We start from the raw sequence: 16,826 nt of genomic DNA on the forward strand, positions 1-16,826 counted from the left end.
AATCAAACCGAAGCAGCCAAAACAGCTTCTCAACTGCACACGATAGAACTATAAAATATTTAATAAGCTCTGTACTAATGCCATTAATGAAGCAAGACCTGTATTGGAAAAGCATCGTGGATAGAAAGATTTCTTTGCCAAGCTAATAGTGGGGATCGCAACTTTGGAGATTGTACCTGAAGCTTTGGCAATAAAAAGCGAGATACAAACAGGAAGTTTTTCATTCAGGCTGTTAAGGACTACCAGTCAAAAAAATGTCTATGAATTAAACTCACCCTCATAGAACGGCCCCTATCCCTATCTTGTTACACAGATAGGGATATCTTTTACGCTACGAATACATCTAAGTTCTAATTATTTTTTATTTATTAACATATCCAAAACAAAAAGTCCGGCGCCAATACAAATAGCGCTATCTGCTATATTAAAGGTAGCAAAATGATAGTGCTTATAATAAAGATCTATAAAATCAATGACATAGCCATGAAGTGCCCTATCAAATAAATTACCAATGGCTCCCCCTAAAATAAGGCTAATGCCTGCGGAAAGTAAACAAGTTTGATTTTCAGCTTTGTACAGCCAAACAGCAAGAATAATACTTACAATAAAACTAAAGGCTGCAAAAAACCATCTATGCCAATCTCCTGCTCCACTTAAAAAACTAAAAGCAGCGCCAGTATTGTAAGCCAAAGTAAGATTAAACATTGGGAAAACAGGCAATGGGTGATACGGAATTAAAAATATGCCAACTAAATATTTGCTTAACTGATCACCAATGATCACAGCTAAGCTCAGCATAAACCAATACCACTTTTTCATATAAATTGCCTCATTTCCTCTTGGCCTTTAATATTTCCTACACAGCGTAAACATAGATCAGGATGCTGCTTATTTTGGCCTACATCAGAACGTCTATGCCAACAACGTGCGCATTTTTCATACTGGCTTGGTACAACAGCAATGGAAATGCCATATTCGGTAGTTGCTAATCCAGTCGGAGCCAAATGCGCAGGATGTACTTTTGCTTCTGAAGTAATTAATAAAAAACGCAACTCTTCGCCCAAACGGGTCAATTTAGGTAAGATAGTATGATCAGCATATAAAGTAACTTCAGCAGCCAAAGCAGAACCAATCTCACCTTTTTGTCGAGTTTCTTCTAAAGCCTTATTCACTTCATCACGAATTAAATGCAACTCGTCCCAATCTTCCATATTTACTGAATCAACTTTAGGCCATGCATCATACCAAAGTTCGGTAAAGATCGATTCTTGTTTATAGCCTGGTATATAACGTCCAATTTCTTCCGCAGTAAAGGACAATATCGGTGCTAGCCAAAGAGTAAGTGCTCTGATCATATGATACATAGCTGTTTGACAAGAGCGTCTGGCTCTACTATGTTTTGCCGATGTATATTGCCTGTCTTTAATCAAATCAAGATAGAAACTCCCCATGTCAACTGCGCAAAAGTTATGAATCTTTTGATAAATAACATGAAATTGATAATTATCATAAGCTTCTATAATTTCTTCTTGAAGTAGCTGACAACGCTTTAAAGCCCATTTGTCGAGCTCCAAAAGCTCGTGTGCTTCCACACAATTTTCAGCAGGATCAAAATCAAATAAATTGGCCAATAAGAAGCGAGCGGTATTACGAATGCGTCGATAAGCATCTGCATTACGCTTAATAATTTCATCTGAAATACTCACTTCATGACGATAATCCGTAGATGCTACCCATAAACGTAATATATCAGCCCCGTACTGATTAACAAGCTGATCTAAAGCTACATAGTTTCCTTTGGATTTTGATAGTTTCTTACCCTCTGCATCTACAGTATAACCGTGCGTTAATACAGTCTTATAGGGGGCCACATCATACATCGCCACCGAAGTAGTTAATGAAGAATTAAACCAACCGCGATGTTGATCAGAGCCTTCAAAATAAATATCTGCAGGAAAAGATAGATCTTTATTTTGTTGCAATACAGAGAAATGAGTAACACCCGAATCAAACCATACATCCATGGTATCATTGATTTTTTCGTAAAACTCCGCATCATCACCCAACAACTCTTTAGCGTCCAACTCAAACCAAACATCAATTCCTGAGTGTTCAATAAGTAAAGCAACTTTTTCAATCAATTCAAGCGTATTAGGATGCAATTCACGTGTTTTATGATGTACAAATAAGGGCATAGGAGTTCCCCAAGCCCTTTGTCTTGAAATGCACCAATCAGGTCTATTTTCAACCATATTATAAATACGCGCTTTCCCCCAATCAGGTACCCAGTTGACCTTATCAATTTCTCTGATAATGTTTTGTCTTAATTGATTTTTATCCATAGAAATGAACCATTGCGGGGTAGCAAGAAAAATCATCGGAGATTTATGCCGCCAACAATGAGGATAACTGTGTTTAATACTCTCTTTCGCTAAAAGAACGCCTTTTTCTGCTAAAGCTGATAAAATATTTTCATTAGCCTTTAGCACATGAAGTCCAGCAAACAGCGCAACATCTTCTGCAAAACAACCATTTGTTTTAACTGGATTTACTAAAGGTAAATTGTAGGCTTTACCAACTAAGTAATCATCGGGGCCATGAGCAGGTGCCGTGTGCACACTTCCAGTACCTGATTCAGTAGTAACATGCTCACCTAAAACTACAGGAACAATACGCTCGTAAAGTGGATGGTTTAATTTTAAATGCTCAAAAACACTTCCTTTTACAGAACCAAGAATCGTGTATTGGCTTATACCATAACGCGCCATAGCGGATTCAACTAAATCTGTGGCAAGAATCAAATAAAACTCGCCGCCATCTACTAAAGAATAATCGATTGCTGGATGCAAGCACACTGCTTCATTAGCAGGTAAAGTCCAGGGAGTAGTTGTCCAAATAGGAAGACTAAGGGGCTTAACCTCTACTTTTAATTGAAAAGAATGAATAAATTCTTCAGGATTTACGGCAAAAAAGGCAACATCTATAGATGGTGAAACTTTTTCATCATAATCAACCTCTGCCTCAGCCAGTGCCGAACCGCAATCAATACACCAATGTACTGGCTTGAAACCCTGCAATAAATGACCATTTTTGATCATCAAACCTAAAGCACGGACTATATTGGCTTCATAACGAAAGTCCATAGTAACATAGGGATTATACCAATCACCAAAAACACCAAGCCGTTGAAACTCATCGCGTTGAATATCAATTTGACTTGCAGCATATTCACGGCATTTTGCTCGAAAATCTCGAGCAGATACTTTATCTCCAACTCGACCTATTTTTTTTTCTACATTGAGTTCTATAGGCAATCCATGACAGTCCCAACCAGGAACAAACGGTGCATCATATCCACTTAATGATTTGGATTTAACAATAATATCTTTAAGAATTTTATTTAACGCATGTCCGCAATGCAAATGGCCGTTCGCATAAGGAGGCCCATCATGTAAAATAAACTTTTTATTTCCTACTCGAGCTTTACGAATTTTTTCATAAACTTTTTTTGCTTTCCAATCAGCTAAGACCTCTGGCTCTCGTGTTGCCAAGCTAGCTTTCATTGGAAATGAAGTATTAGGAAGATTTAATGTATCTTTATATTCTGCCATAAGAGCTCACTCTGCGAAATCGTTAATTTTATAGTAATTATTTACCTGGAATTATGGAACAGCTGACCGCTCACTCAAGTTTTGTGGTGAATAGTTATAAGTCCTAAGATATGCTTTAGCCGCTTTAATATCCTCATGAATCTGCGCGAGCAAAGCATCCACTGAAGTGAATTTAACCTCATCCCGCAATTTGTGCAAGAAAAACACTTGCATTAACTCACCATAGATCGATTGATCAAAATCAAACAAATGAACTTCCAGAATATTTTTACTACCATCTACTGTAGGACGACGTCCCACATTTGCTACTCCATATACCATTTTAGAGACAACACGAACTTGAACAACAAATACTCCATGCAAAGGCAAAGAGTAGCGATGAAGGGCAAGATTTGCCGTAGGAATACCCCACTGGCGTCCACGTCCATCTCCATGCAATATACGCCCACAAATACTGTAAACTCTGCCAAGATATTTTGCCGCCGTATTCAAATCACCTTTCTGTAAAGCACTCCTAATCTTTGTTGAACTAATTCGATCTTCATTAATACAAAAATTAGAATAAATTGCGACATCGCAGGCATATTCTTTACTGAGTTTTTTGAGTAGACCAATATCACCTTCTCTATTTTTACCAAAACGAAAATCTTCACCTACAAGAAGATGTTTCACATTTAATATAGAAAACAAATAATTCCGAGCAAAACATTCTGCAGATGTTTGTGCCAGATCATTATTAAACTTAAAGCAATAAATATAATCAATCTGGCAACAGCGTAATACCTCTAGTTTTTCTCTTAAACTTGAAAGCCTTGCTGGTGCTTTCTCTTTCTGGAAATACTCCCTAGGCTGTGGTTCAAATAGAACAAGAACCAAAGGCAATTGTAAGTGATTTGCTTTAGCTCTTAAAGTTCTGATGAGATTTTGATGACCTAAGTGCACCCCATCAAAATTACCTATAGTGGCTACCACGCCGTTATTAAAAGCAGAAAAATGTTGAACGCCACGCAACAATTTCATAAGTAGATTCATCATATAAACCGGAATTAAGTAGTATACCGTTTTTCTAGTCTCTTGAGAAATACAATGAGGGACAAACTTCAATTTAGAAAAAATTACGACCTAATGAAACTAAGGATCTCCCATGACTTAAGAAATCCCTAGTTCAAATAATAATGTACTTATTAATGAGTTTGTTTCTCTGGAAGAACAGCTCGAACAATTAATACATCGCACTCAGCACCATGCAAAATAGAGTTTGCTGTCGATCCTAATAGTAAAGAAAGACCGTGTTTTCCATGACTCCCTGTAACTATTAAATCAATATTTCGCTCTTGTGCTACTCTTAATATTTCATTTTTAGTAGAACCAAATTCTATGAATCTATGTTTTGCATCTACCCCTAATTTTTCGCCTAATTCATTAAGCTCTTTTTCAGCTTGCTCCCGGATAGACATTTCAACTTCTGCAAATCCAGCAAAACCAGGATAAGCATAAGCAGGAATAGGCTCTACGACATGGACAAGTATTAAATCAGCCCCATTTTCATCAGCAATCTTTTTTGCCTTATGCGCTGCTATAATACCAACTTCATCAAAGTCAGTAGCAAACAATACCCTCTTATACATCATTTTCTCCTTAAAATTCTTATACTATTTAAAGACTAGCAGATTTAAAACTAATTGCATTATAAATGGAGACTTAGCGAGAGTACATGGTTCATGTTTTATTTTCTTAACTGACTTGACTCAATCTATATTTTTATTTTTTAATCGAATATGCTCTTCTGCCTTAGCAATTGCCTTTCGAATCGCCTGAGCCTCTTCAGATTGTGGCGGCACTATATGTAACAAACGTTGCCAATAATCTATTGCATCTTCGTACGCATGACTGGTAAATGCATCCATGGCTAACATAGACAATGCATCAGGTTGATTTGGATTAATCTTTAATAGCCGACTAAAGATTTCCGTAGTTTGTGCCGTAAATTGATAATTATTGAGCACCCATAGACTATGGGCATAATTCACTGCATACTGTTCATTTGTTGGATCAAATCGATAAGCTTTTGCAAAAGCATTGACCGCATTTTGTTTTTCATTTTGGCTACTGTATAAACGACCCAAAAGATACCAACCCTTGGCGCTTTTTGGATTGTCATCTAATTTTGCACGTAATTTTTCAATTAACTCTTGTGGGCTCTTAATATTCTTAAGTACTTCATTCGCTTTTTTCTGCGAGTCAAGGAGATGGACATATTGTTGCCACGAATCAAAATCCCCCCAATAAAAATAACCTAAAAATGCAGTTACAAAAACAATTGGAATCAGCAAGAAACTAGCAAGAAAACGACGCCTCAATGGATAAATTATAAAAATACTTGCTAGTACAGTTAATCCAAACAGTAAACCTAGTAACCACCACTCATTCATAATAACTCACTTTATAATACCCTGGGTCAGCGAAATATATATACACTCACGAGCAAGTTACACTTGCTTATTCTCACGAGTCACTAAGCAAGTTCGCCAAAAAATAATCAACCCTAGCAATAAAAATAAAAAAGGACCATACCATAATAAAAGGGTAATTGATTTCACTGGTGGCTTAAATAAAATAAAATCACCATAGCGTGCTGTCATATAATCACTGATTTCACTATCACTTTTACCCTCTTTAACCATTTGGTAAACTTGATCACGTAAATCTTTAGCTAAGTCTGCATTGGAGCCTGCTAAGTCTTGATTTTGACAAACCAAGCAACGTAAATCTTTTAAAAGATGATTAAATTGGGCTTCTTTTTTTGCTGAATCAAAAGGATAACTACTGTTTGCCCAAGTGTATGAGCCTAAAAAAAGGAAGAGACAGCCCCAAAGAAGTTTCGTAAGAAGTTTATTCATCAAGCCAGCTCCAATTGCTTCATTAAGGGAGCAATTTCTTTTAACCAAATTTCCTGGGTTATAACACCCGCATGGCGATAACGAATAACTCCGTTTTTATCAATCACAAAGGTTTCAGGTGCTCCATAAACACCTAAATCAATAGCAACTTTTCCTTTTCTATCTTGAAAGACCTGTTTATAAGGATTCCCCCATTGTGACAACCATTGCAATGCATCAGCTGATTTGTCTTTGTAATTTAATCCGTAAATGGGTATTCCTTGGCGTGCTAATTGCAGCATAAAAACTTGTTCATCCACACAAGCCGCACACCAACTAGCCCAAACATTTAATAAAACCACTTGATCGCGAAGTTGACTGGAATTAAAGAAAAATTTCGGATTTTGCAATTGCGGTAAGTGAAAATCCGGTAAGGACTTCCCGATCTGAGTAGAGGGCAACTCATGGGGGTTAAGAGATAACCCGCGCCAAAGAAAAACACTTAGCAGTAAAAAAAGAAAGATAGGAATCGCTTTCCAACACATTTTTATCATGCGCTAAGCTCCTCGGTGCCTACTATTACTGAACGCCGTCTTTGATAATATCGTTTATCGGTTAAGGCAAGAAAACCACCGGCTAAAATCATAAAACCACCAAACCAAATCCAACGAATAAAAGGTTTATAATAAAGTCGTACAGACCATGAGTCATTGGTCAAAGGCTCTCCTAAAGCCACATAAATATCCCTAAATGGCGTAACATCAATTGCAGATTCTGTCATAGCCATTTGGCCTACAGTATAAAGTCTTTTTTCAGGATAAATAACTCTCGCTTTGCCATTATAGCTTATTTTAAATTGAGCCCTGGTTCCTTTATAATTTGGGCCAGTAAGCGGCTCTTGGTGCATAAACTCTATAGCGTAACCAAGCAAATATGCTTTTTTTCCTGGCGTCATCTGCACATCATCTTCTACGCCATAAGCAGTAGAAACAGCAATACCAATCACCGTAGCGGCAACACCCAAATGAGCCAGCACCATACCCCAGTATGCTTGTCCTACATGGGATAAACCACGTTCAGTGACACGTTTATATGCTGCCTGAGCAGTACTTAAAATCACCCAAAAAGACAAACACAATCCCATAAACGCTGAAGTATCAAATTCTCTAGTAACCATTAATAAACAAAATGGGAGCAATAAGCTCAGCGCGGCCGTTCCTCCAAATTTTTTTAATACTAGCCGCCAATTATCTTTATTCCATTTTAGATGAATACCAATTCCCATTAATAACAACATAGGAACCATCAAGGGAACAAATACAGAATTAAAATAAGGAGCACCTACAGATAATTTACCTAATCCTAACCCCTCAATAAGAAGTGGGTAAACGGTGCCCATTAAAACAGTCAGCATTATAACCACTAAAAAAACATTATTTAATAATAAAGCACTTTCCCGAGAAAAAGGACTTGGATTCCTTTCTGAATGTAGTGTTTGTGCCCTAAAAAGAAATAATACTAAAGAGCCACCAATAACAAAGAGTAAAAACCCTAAAATATATAATCCACGTTGGGGATCAACAGCAAATGCATGTACCGAGGTTAGAACACCCGAGCGAACTAAAAAAGTACCAATTAGGCTTAAAGAAAAAGCTGCAATAGCAAGTAACATAGTCCAAGCTTTAAATTGTTGTCGTTGTTCTGTCACTGCTAGAGAATGCAATAAAGCGGTCCCCACTAACCAAGGCATAAATGAAGCATTTTCAACAGGATCCCAAAACCACCATCCTCCCCAACCTAACTCACGGTAAGCCCACCAACTTCCTAATGTAATCCCAGCTGTTAAACAACACCATGCCGCCAGTGTCCAAGGCCTTGTCCATTTTGACCAACTTGCCTCCACTTTGCCGGCCCAAAGAGCTGCAATTGCGAAAGCAAAAGCCACAGAAAAACCAACATATCCCATATACAACATAGGGGGATGAAATAAAAAACCGGGATCTTGTAATAATGGGTTCAAATCACGCCCTTGTGTATTTAAAACTTGAAATTGACGTAAAAAAGGATTGGATGTGGTCAATAAAAAAAGAATAAATCCAATACTCAACCAACCTAAAACTACTAAAACCCGTGTACGCATTTCCCTATCAAGGCCAGAACTGCAAAAAGCAACCAACAAAGTCCAAAAACTAAGGATTGCAACCCACAATAGCATGGAACCTTCATGCCCCCCCCACACTGCACAAAGTTTATAAAACCAGGGCAAGGAAATACTTGAATTACTCACCACATATATCACTGAAAAATCATCCTGCAAAAAGCACACGGTAAGCAATAAATAAGACAAAGCAATAAAGAAAAATTGACAAACTGCATATGCCGGCGCGGCATTCATCCAGTCATTACGATTCAATTGCACACCAGCTAAAGGAACCACAGCTAACAAAATGGAAGCAATTAAAGCCAAAATTAAAGAAAATAGTCCTATTTCTGCAATCATGAACGCACCTTTTGGGATAAAGCAGCCTTTACTTCAGGCGGCATATAATTGGCATCATGTTTCGCCAGTACTTGTGAAGCACGAAAATGTTGATTATCAATAAGTTGTCCCTCAGCCACTATACCTTGCTCCTCTCTAAATAAATCTGGAAGAATACCGGTATAAGTTACAATAATTGTTTGATCAAAATCAGTTACCTTAAATTGTACGTCTAAACCCTGTTTCGCACGGATAATCGATCCCTTCTCTACCATACCGCCTATACGAATAGAATGGTGGTGCGGGGCCTCTCCAGTGATAGCCTGAGTTGGCGTATAAAATAAACTGATATTTTGTCTTAGCGCATATAAAACTAATGCAGCAGCTATAGAGATAATGCCCAAAGTGAACAGTAAAATGATTAACTTGCGTCTGCGTGCTGAAACCATTTCTATCGCTTAAACCATTGTTGTAATTTTTGACGTGTTTGTTTTCTTTTCCATTTCATCCCTAATAAATTCATGACTAGTACCACACTCACTAAGCCATAAGCTGACCAAACATAGATAGAGTATCCGCCCATAGTGAGCCATTCTAAAACTTGATTCACTTAAATTCCTCCTTAAATTGAATCTTGACCCAAGACTGTCTTTTTTCTCGAAACAATAACTCTTGACGTGCTTTCTCTAAAATAATCCATAGGCAATAGAGAAAAAAGCCAGCCAGTGTCAACAATAAAGGGTACAACATACTGATATCAATCTTAGGTTTAGCAAAAATAGATAAAGTAGAACCTTGATGCAAGGTATTCCACCAATAAACAGAGTAATGAATAATCGGCAAGTCAATAATACCGACCAAGGCCAAGATAGCAATAATTTTATCACCATCTTCCTTATTTTTTGCCGCCTGATATGTAGCCAAAATGGCTGCATAAAGTAAAAAAAGTGCCAATTCAGACGTTAGGCGCGCATCCCAAACCCACCAAGTGCCCCACATGGGCTTTCCCCAAATACTACCAGTGGCTAAAGCTAAAAAAGCCATATAAAGACCAGCTTGGGCAACAATGTGAATGAGGAGACCCGCTATTTTAATACGCCAAACTAAAAGCAATACTGCTAAAAAGCCCATCCACATATAAAGTGCCATGGATAAAAACGCACTAGGAACATGAACATAAATAATACGAAAAGCATCTCCTTGTTGGTAATCAGGTGGAGCAAATGCTAATCCCCAAATTACGCCCACGATGAGTAGCACTATGGAGCTTACGGCTAAACTAGGCGTAATACGTCCAGAAAATGTATAAAAAAATTTTGGCGATGCCAACTGGTATAAAAATTTCCACATAGGAATAATTGAAATCAAAAAAACCGGATTTTAGCACGTATCCTGATTTTCTCAAAACACGATAAATAAATTATTCAGCATAACTAATACGCATTATCCCCGCAATTGCATAAGGTAAAAAACCAATGGCAATCACAGACATCGCTAATAACAAAGCCAAATAAGCACTAATAGGCATGCCTTGCATCGCTATATTCAACGTTCCGCTTGCAAAAATCAATAAAGGTAATGTGAGTGGTAATAAAATCAATGCCATTAAAACGCCTTTTTGATTGCCAACTCCAAAAGCAGCAACCATGGCGCAAAGAAACAATAAAGCTGGAGTTCCGCAAATAATAGTAAATGCTAATACCCACATCTCCCATATACTTAAAGAAAACAAGACTGCGACTACAGGACATAAAACAAGCAGTGGCAATAAATGAAATAACCAATGCGCAATCACTTTTGCGCTAACAAGCAAGGGTAACGAATAGCCTGAAATGAGCCATTGCTCAATAACACCATGCTCATAATCCTGTTGAAATAAACGTTCTGCAGAAAGCAATAATGATAAGAGGATTGCCATCCAGACTAGACCAGGAGCTATGGTACGTAATAATGTGATTTCTGGTTTTAAAGTAAGAGGAAACATAAAAAGAAAAATTAAAAAAAACAAACAAGAGTTCACTAAAAAGCGTGGCTGACGTACTTGAATCAATAATTCACGTTTACATTGTTTCAAAAACAAGGAACAGGTAGAACTCACAAGCAATACTCCTGATAGTCAGAATGATGAAGAGATAAATGCTGATGTGACGTTAATAAAACTGCCCCCCCTTGCTTTCGATGGGCCTCTATTTTAGACATAATCACTGCAATCGATCGATCATCCAGCGCAACTAAAGGTTCATCAAGAAGCCATAATTTGGCATCAGACATCCACAAACGGAGCAAGCCTACTTGCCTGCGCTGCCCTGCTGATAATAGCCCACATGGAAAATTAAGATAATGTTCTAATTTAAAAATTGTGGCGAGCGCCTCTATTTCTTCAATTTTTTGGGATATAGGAGATGTATGAAGGTCGAAATAACAGTTTTCTCTTAAAGTTAGATTAGGATTAATTCCTGTCTTATGACCAACAAAACGCAGTTGTTGTTGATAAGCAGATCGATCTTTATCTATATTTTGTCCAAAAAATTGAATTTCACCATTCTGAGGACGATATAGACCTGCGATTAATTTTAATAAAGTCGTTTTTCCTGCTCCATTTGCCCCACGTAGATGAAGTAATCCACCTGTCGACAAATGAAAAGATACATTATTTAACAAAAGTTGATCCTGATAATCAAAATCAAGATTAATCACATTAAGCATAGGTAAATGATACACTGTAGGTTTTGCCAACTGTCTGCAAATTGCAATAAGAGAAATGAATTTATTGAATTTTAATAAATCCTAGAGCTACTTTACTGCACGCAGAACCACAAATTATCCAAGGATAGTACTAAATCTAAAAAACAAAACAAGTTTTTTAGTGCAATTAGGATCTAGGTATAAGATTTGTACGGCATAGAATACTTAATATCTTCTATGCCGAATTTAATATGAGGAATTAATGTGTGGCGATTGTATTCCTGTTAGCGCTGGTTAGTGCAAGTTCGTCCATAGCCTTAGATAAGCCAGATTGTCTCCCTTTCGCGAAGATGCCTATCCCTGCAGCCAACACACCTACACCAACAGCTGCGGTTACAGCACCTGCAACTACACCAATGCCAGTAACAGCCAATGCGACACCTACAGCAGCAACCGCTAATCCTAATGCAATCATCAAACCACCAAGAATTTTCATACCTGTAGAAGGTTTACCTTGTACAGTCTTAGCTTCGGTTTGGTAATTTTTAACTGTCATTTCGCCCTTTAATAAAGCTTGAGTATTATTTAAAATTTTTGTTAGATCGACAATTGAGTCTTTACCTTGAGTTTTTAATGCCTCGATTTGGCTAACGACTTTCTGCGCATGCTCTCTAATTTTACTATCCAAAGTATCTTGTTGTAACTGTTCTTTTAATTTTTGTAGTGATTTCTTATACTGGACTAAAGGTGAAGTAGATGAAAAAAACTCTACTAGTGGGTTCAATATAACCCCTTTAAGATTAGAAATATCAGTTTCTCGAGGAAATGTCGTTTTTATGCGATCGGAATCAAAATGGCTTTCAGCCAATTGAGGATATCGAGCCATTTCATAAGCAAGAAACGCCTTTTCTAATGTTGAATTACGCATAAAGGTGTTTGCACCTGTGTCTGGGGCCCTCTGGATGATGCGATGAGTTAAAGTATGCAAAATCTCGGGACTTAATTCTTCACCAATTGTTTCGACAAAATCCTTAATCGCATCCATTTGCGTGTGGTTCGAATCAGTAACTGGTTTATTTGGATCAACGTAGCCATTTGCAGGGGCACGTTTAAAAGTATTTGGCTGAAGCAGTTGATCTAATGTTTGATCAGAAATTGTGCCATTTTTTAATGATTCACCATATTTCTTCATTAATTTACGTGTTTGTTGCAAAGGCATACCATACTCCTAAAATCCCAAATACAGGTCAAATTATATACAATTTAACTTAAGAGAATATTATCAACTCACAAATTTTAACAAATTCGCATTGCCTCAAATTACCTGTTGGCTAGGTAGTTTCAGAATAAGCATGTAAATTCTGAATTTTCGACAAGTCTGACTGAAGACAAGTGTAGCGATTAACAAAATAAATATAATTCAAAACACAGAAATTAGCATATGGATTTGTTATATACACTCTGAATAAAATTGATATAATAGGCCGACTATACATACAGCAATTGAAGGAAAATAAGCATGAGTAAATTAGATTTACTAAATCAGCTATTAGAAAAAGAAGTAATAGACTTTTCCATGGTGTTACGAGGGAATCGACATGCGCATCTACTTTTTAATGAGAACAGGGATGGCTTTATCCATGGTTTAAAATGGAAAGAAAAAGATAATGGCTATATACTTACCGCTGAGCTTTACGATCATCTTGATTACGCTCTTGCGCCAGTGAACGCATTTCCTGAAGGTATGAGACAATATTTAAAACGCTCATACGACTTTGGAAGTAACTATACATCTCTGACATGCAGTAAGGATATCCCAGAAGAATTGTTACACGAACTTATTGATGCCAGCTATCAACAGCCAAAAAGTGTAATATAGGTGCTTGGGGGCACCGATTTCATCAGATTGAATACCATTTACCCATTTCCGGTGTGCTGTCTCTTGAGCCCAATGTTCTTGTTCGCAAGCACACTATAGCAAAGGCTAATTCAATTGGATTCGAATATGAATCCAATACTCTGCAAGAAAATGGACTAGGTAGCACTGAATCAATTGACACAAACTCAAAATAGTATGGAGTAATAGGTTATTCTTTAATGTAACTCATTAAATAAAGTATTGTCTGGAATAAATACTTATTTAGTTTCTTTACTAACCAAATTTCCAGTTATAATTCCTTCCTGCATTTGAGCTGCAATATCTTTAAAACCCGACGGTGAATGAGGTAACAAAATAGTACTGGATTTGTCATTAGCGCCAATTTCTCTTAACGTATCAAAATATTGGGTCATTAATACTAAGTTCATTATATCCGCTGCTGTGATATCAGAAACGGTTTTTTGAAAATCATCTACAGATTGACATAAACCATCCACTATTGCCTTTCGCTGGTTAGCAGTACCCTCTCCCTGTAGTTTCTTACTTTCTGCCTCAGCTTCAGCTCTTTTAACCATTAAAATTTTCTCTGCCTCTCCTTTGGCTTGAGCCGCTACCTGTAAGCGTTGTTGTTCATTAATTTCATTCATGGCATTTTTAACTTTCTCTTCTAATTCAATATTGGTCACTAATGCCTTTACAATTTCAAAACCAAATTCCTGCATGGTTTGAGTCAGCTCTTTACCCACAGCATTTGCAATACTGTCTTTCTTCTCAAATACATCGTCCAAGATCATGCTTGGCGTTTCGGAGCGAACCAAATCTAATACATAAGCAGTAATTTGCTGCGCGGGATTTTCAAGCTTATAAAATGCCTCATAAATTGCGTCCGATTTAATGCGATACTGTACTGAAACTTGAATTTGAACAATGACATTGTCTTTTGTTTTTGTATCAATTTTTACATTCAGCTGCTGCACTCTTAATGATACTTTCCCAGCAATCCATTCAAAGAACGGGATTTTGAAGTTCAGTCCAGCATGAGCAACCCGATTAAATTTCCCTAGTCGCTCTATAAGCACAGCCTCTTGTTGGTTTACTATGTAAAGCCCTGTGACTATTATATAGCCAACAATTATTATAAGAATTAGCAAAAAAATCATTATATTCCCTCACACCCATTAATAGTATTTTCCTGTGTTTTTTGATACATCATTGCATCCATACAACATCACATGCCTTTTTTAAATATTAGTTCATATAATCAACGGGTGATGGAAAGCTAATATAATTTTTAGTTAATTGCTTCTCGTTTTGTTGATTTGGATTGGCGTTTTGACACCAGTCATCTGATTTAGGATGCTTTGCTCCTTTGGCATTGGTTACAATGCACGATTGCTTATTAACAATTTCTGCCTTATTGGTGGGGCATTGTGCAGGTTCCCCTGTACATGGAGCAAATTTTTCATTGACGATAAACGCATACTCATTATCATTTAAATCTGTAAAACGAACCTTAATTGGATAATCAGTAACTGTACCTATCCTAAACCCAGCTATCTGACTATTTGTTGGCATCATAACGTCCTGCTTATCTTGCTGACAATTTGGATCTCCTGCTTCTTGATTCAATACACACACACCATATTTTTTAATCAAAGGAGTATTTACTTTGTCGACCATAGAAAGCGGTACTCCTATTGCCACAGAAAACCCATCGGCATAATTAAACTGCTGTTGATTTTCAAGACCTTGAGTTCCTCCAACTGTAAAAATCAATCCGTCTCCTAGCTCACTCATAAAACCTACTGCATCATCAACAGAGAATCCATAGGCATCCATAGAAAGATAATTTTTATCATGAATCAATTGCACGTAAGGGTTGAACAATAATTCAGGGGAAATATTAGATCCTTTATAATTATACTGTAAATCATGAATATACATGGATTGAATCTTAGCATGATCCCATCCTGGAATCTTAGTATCAGCTAATGGATTAGCTGCGGCACCGCATCCTTCGTTAAAGGGCACCCAACCATAAATATGATTAATCGCTTCCCAGTAATTAAACGGCACTGGTTTAGAGCCAGGATTCAAATTACATTTCCCATCAGCATACATTTGCAAATATTGTTGATGATTTTGTCTGAAAAACTGCTGTACTGCCTGGAGATTTGTTTTTAACTCTTGCGGGCAATCTATTTTTTGCGTCACGTACTTGCTAATGTCTTCATCCCAGTTAACACAAGAACCCCATAAATTTTGCATTCGTTGGACAGCCTCACCAAAGTGAAGTGATTTTTTTTGCTCTTCAGTACATTCTCCTTGAATACAAGCCAATACAGTCAATACAGGAGGGAAGCCCTCTTTGGGTTTGACTGGGACATTGTCTTCTGGAGGTAAAGTGCCAGATCGTTGTGCAAAAATATTATATCCACCCGGTAATTTTAATTCACTCAAATTATAAACTGGCCAACCTTGCCCAATAGGTGTTTTTAAAAATGAATCAAGATGTCCGCGAAAAGCACTCAAAGACTTTCCTGATCCACTATACCCAGTATAGGGATTATTTTTAGGTGCTATGGCAATAGGCATGTACACATGATCTACGTATGAAATATTGTATCCCACATTCTCCGGTTTTAATAAGCGCAAAGACTGTTTCGGGGGTATAATAGAATCTCCAAAAGTATACTCGGATAACTGCGCATATATGTTTTCTGGAAACTGGACATCACTTGAATAGGTGCTCAGTTTACATTCAGTATTTTGCCCCTGACAATTGACATTAGAAGGAGTTGTCAATTCGTCGTCTTTTTCATTACGAAGTCTGTCATTTTTATCGGCCAGCACCACACGCCCACCATTCCACCAAGTAATGTAGCGCCCTTTCGATAATTCACTATACAATGGTAGTGTAATCGTAACCGACGATCCTGGAGCAATTCCTGTATTTTCATTCACATATAATTTATAAACATAATTTGTTGGATAGGGTTCAGTCGTACGAAAACAACCTTGAAGCCACTCATTTACAGCATTTTTACTGGTTGCTAAGACAGGATAAATTGTTGTCTCAGAATCATTATAAATGGTTATTGTCTTTGATTTGAACGTTACTGGATTATTATTATAATCTTTGCATTCAATGTCCTCAGCTGCAGAAATCTTAGTAAACAACGACAAGAGAAAAAATCCAGAAAGAGCAATCATCTTTTTCGACATCACAAGATTCCTTGTATTTAGGCATATATTAAGTACAAAAATAGCACAATCAGTTTTTTAATAAATTC

The 16,826-nt window shown here is 37.2% G+C and carries 17 protein-coding genes; 1 reads left to right on the forward strand and 16 read right to left on the reverse strand.

Going from position 1 to position 16,826, the window contains the following annotated elements; translation table 11 throughout:
- Positions 1-354 precede the first annotated feature (354 nt).
- From lspA to Lsan_RS11275, 14 genes are all read right to left on the reverse strand, one after another.
- Positions 355-819, reverse strand: coding sequence for a signal peptidase II (gene lspA, locus Lsan_RS11210; protein WP_058514480.1), 465 nt, complete (start codon positions 817-819; stop codon positions 355-357).
- Positions 816-3,611, reverse strand: coding sequence for an isoleucine--tRNA ligase (gene ileS, locus Lsan_RS11215; RefSeq protein ID WP_058514481.1), 2,796 nt, complete (start codon positions 3,609-3,611; stop codon positions 816-818). The genes lspA and ileS overlap by 4 nt, the downstream gene beginning before the upstream one ends.
- Before the next feature lie 51 nt (positions 3,612-3,662).
- Positions 3,663-4,631 carry a bifunctional riboflavin kinase/FAD synthetase gene (gene ribF, locus Lsan_RS11220; protein WP_058514482.1) on the reverse strand — a complete coding sequence of 323 codons (969 nt, stop codon included), beginning with the start codon at positions 4,629-4,631 and terminating at the stop codon, positions 3,663-3,665.
- A gap of 164 nt (positions 4,632-4,795) precedes the next feature.
- Positions 4,796-5,239 (reverse strand): universal stress protein, encoded by a 444-nt coding sequence (locus tag Lsan_RS11225; RefSeq protein ID WP_058464467.1) that lies wholly within the window; start codon positions 5,237-5,239, stop codon positions 4,796-4,798.
- A 120-nt stretch (positions 5,240-5,359) separates the two neighbouring features.
- A complete protein-coding gene (locus Lsan_RS11230; RefSeq protein ID WP_058514483.1) occupies positions 5,360-6,043 on the reverse strand; it encodes a tetratricopeptide repeat protein in 684 nt (227 codons plus the stop codon).
- A gap of 57 nt (positions 6,044-6,100) precedes the next feature.
- On the reverse strand, positions 6,101-6,511 hold the full coding sequence (locus tag Lsan_RS11235) for a cytochrome c-type biogenesis protein (RefSeq protein WP_058514484.1): 411 nt from the start codon (positions 6,509-6,511) through the stop codon (positions 6,101-6,103).
- The gene (locus tag Lsan_RS11240) at positions 6,511-7,044 is read right to left on the reverse strand and encodes a DsbE family thiol:disulfide interchange protein (protein ID WP_058514485.1); all 534 of its coding nucleotides are present in this window, start codon (positions 7,042-7,044) and stop codon (positions 6,511-6,513) included. The genes Lsan_RS11235 and Lsan_RS11240 overlap by 1 nt, the downstream gene beginning before the upstream one ends.
- Positions 7,041-8,990 carry a heme lyase CcmF/NrfE family subunit gene (locus Lsan_RS11245; RefSeq protein WP_058514486.1) on the reverse strand — a complete coding sequence of 650 codons (1,950 nt, stop codon included), beginning with the start codon at positions 8,988-8,990 and terminating at the stop codon, positions 7,041-7,043. Before Lsan_RS11245 ends, Lsan_RS11240 begins: the two co-directional genes overlap by 4 nt.
- Positions 8,987-9,418 (reverse strand): cytochrome c maturation protein CcmE, encoded by a 432-nt coding sequence (gene ccmE / locus Lsan_RS11250; RefSeq protein WP_058514487.1) that lies wholly within the window; start codon positions 9,416-9,418, stop codon positions 8,987-8,989. The genes Lsan_RS11245 and ccmE overlap by 4 nt, the downstream gene beginning before the upstream one ends.
- 2 nt (positions 9,419-9,420) lie before the next feature.
- A complete protein-coding gene (gene ccmD / locus Lsan_RS11255; protein WP_058514488.1) occupies positions 9,421-9,579 on the reverse strand; it encodes a heme exporter protein CcmD in 159 nt (52 codons plus the stop codon).
- Positions 9,576-10,319, reverse strand: a complete 744-nt coding sequence (ccmC, locus tag Lsan_RS11260; RefSeq protein ID WP_058514489.1) for a heme ABC transporter permease CcmC — start codon at positions 10,317-10,319, stop codon at positions 9,576-9,578. Before ccmC ends, ccmD begins: the two co-directional genes overlap by 4 nt.
- 70 nt (positions 10,320-10,389) lie before the next feature.
- Positions 10,390-11,067 (reverse strand): heme exporter protein CcmB, encoded by a 678-nt coding sequence (gene ccmB / locus Lsan_RS11265; RefSeq protein ID WP_058514490.1) that lies wholly within the window; start codon positions 11,065-11,067, stop codon positions 10,390-10,392.
- A complete protein-coding gene (gene ccmA, locus Lsan_RS11270; protein ID WP_058514534.1) occupies positions 11,064-11,675 on the reverse strand; it encodes a cytochrome c biogenesis heme-transporting ATPase CcmA in 612 nt (203 codons plus the stop codon). Before ccmA ends, ccmB begins: the two co-directional genes overlap by 4 nt.
- Before the next feature lie 238 nt (positions 11,676-11,913).
- Positions 11,914-12,873 (reverse strand): hypothetical protein, encoded by a 960-nt coding sequence (locus tag Lsan_RS11275; protein ID WP_058514491.1) that lies wholly within the window; start codon positions 12,871-12,873, stop codon positions 11,914-11,916.
- A 300-nt stretch (positions 12,874-13,173) separates the two neighbouring features.
- Here Lsan_RS11275 and Lsan_RS11280 point away from each other — a divergent pair, with 300 nt between their 5' ends.
- Positions 13,174-13,533, forward strand: a complete 360-nt coding sequence (locus Lsan_RS11280) for a hypothetical protein (RefSeq protein ID WP_058514492.1) — start codon at positions 13,174-13,176, stop codon at positions 13,531-13,533.
- A 257-nt stretch (positions 13,534-13,790) separates the two neighbouring features.
- Here the strand turns inward: Lsan_RS11280 and Lsan_RS11285 are convergent, their stop codons facing one another.
- Both Lsan_RS11285 and Lsan_RS11290 read right to left on the reverse strand, forming a co-directional pair.
- Positions 13,791-14,693: an SPFH domain-containing protein gene (locus tag Lsan_RS11285; protein ID WP_058514493.1), complete on the reverse strand. Its 903-nt coding sequence runs from the start codon at positions 14,691-14,693 to the stop codon at positions 13,791-13,793.
- 88 nt (positions 14,694-14,781) lie between these two features.
- Positions 14,782-16,758, reverse strand: coding sequence for a hypothetical protein (locus tag Lsan_RS11290; protein ID WP_058514494.1), 1,977 nt, complete (start codon positions 16,756-16,758; stop codon positions 14,782-14,784).
- Positions 16,759-16,826: the final 68 nt, after the last annotated feature.

Source organism: Legionella santicrucis (genome assembly GCF_001468135.1).
GTDB lineage: Bacteria > Pseudomonadota > Gammaproteobacteria > Legionellales > Legionellaceae > Legionella > Legionella santicrucis.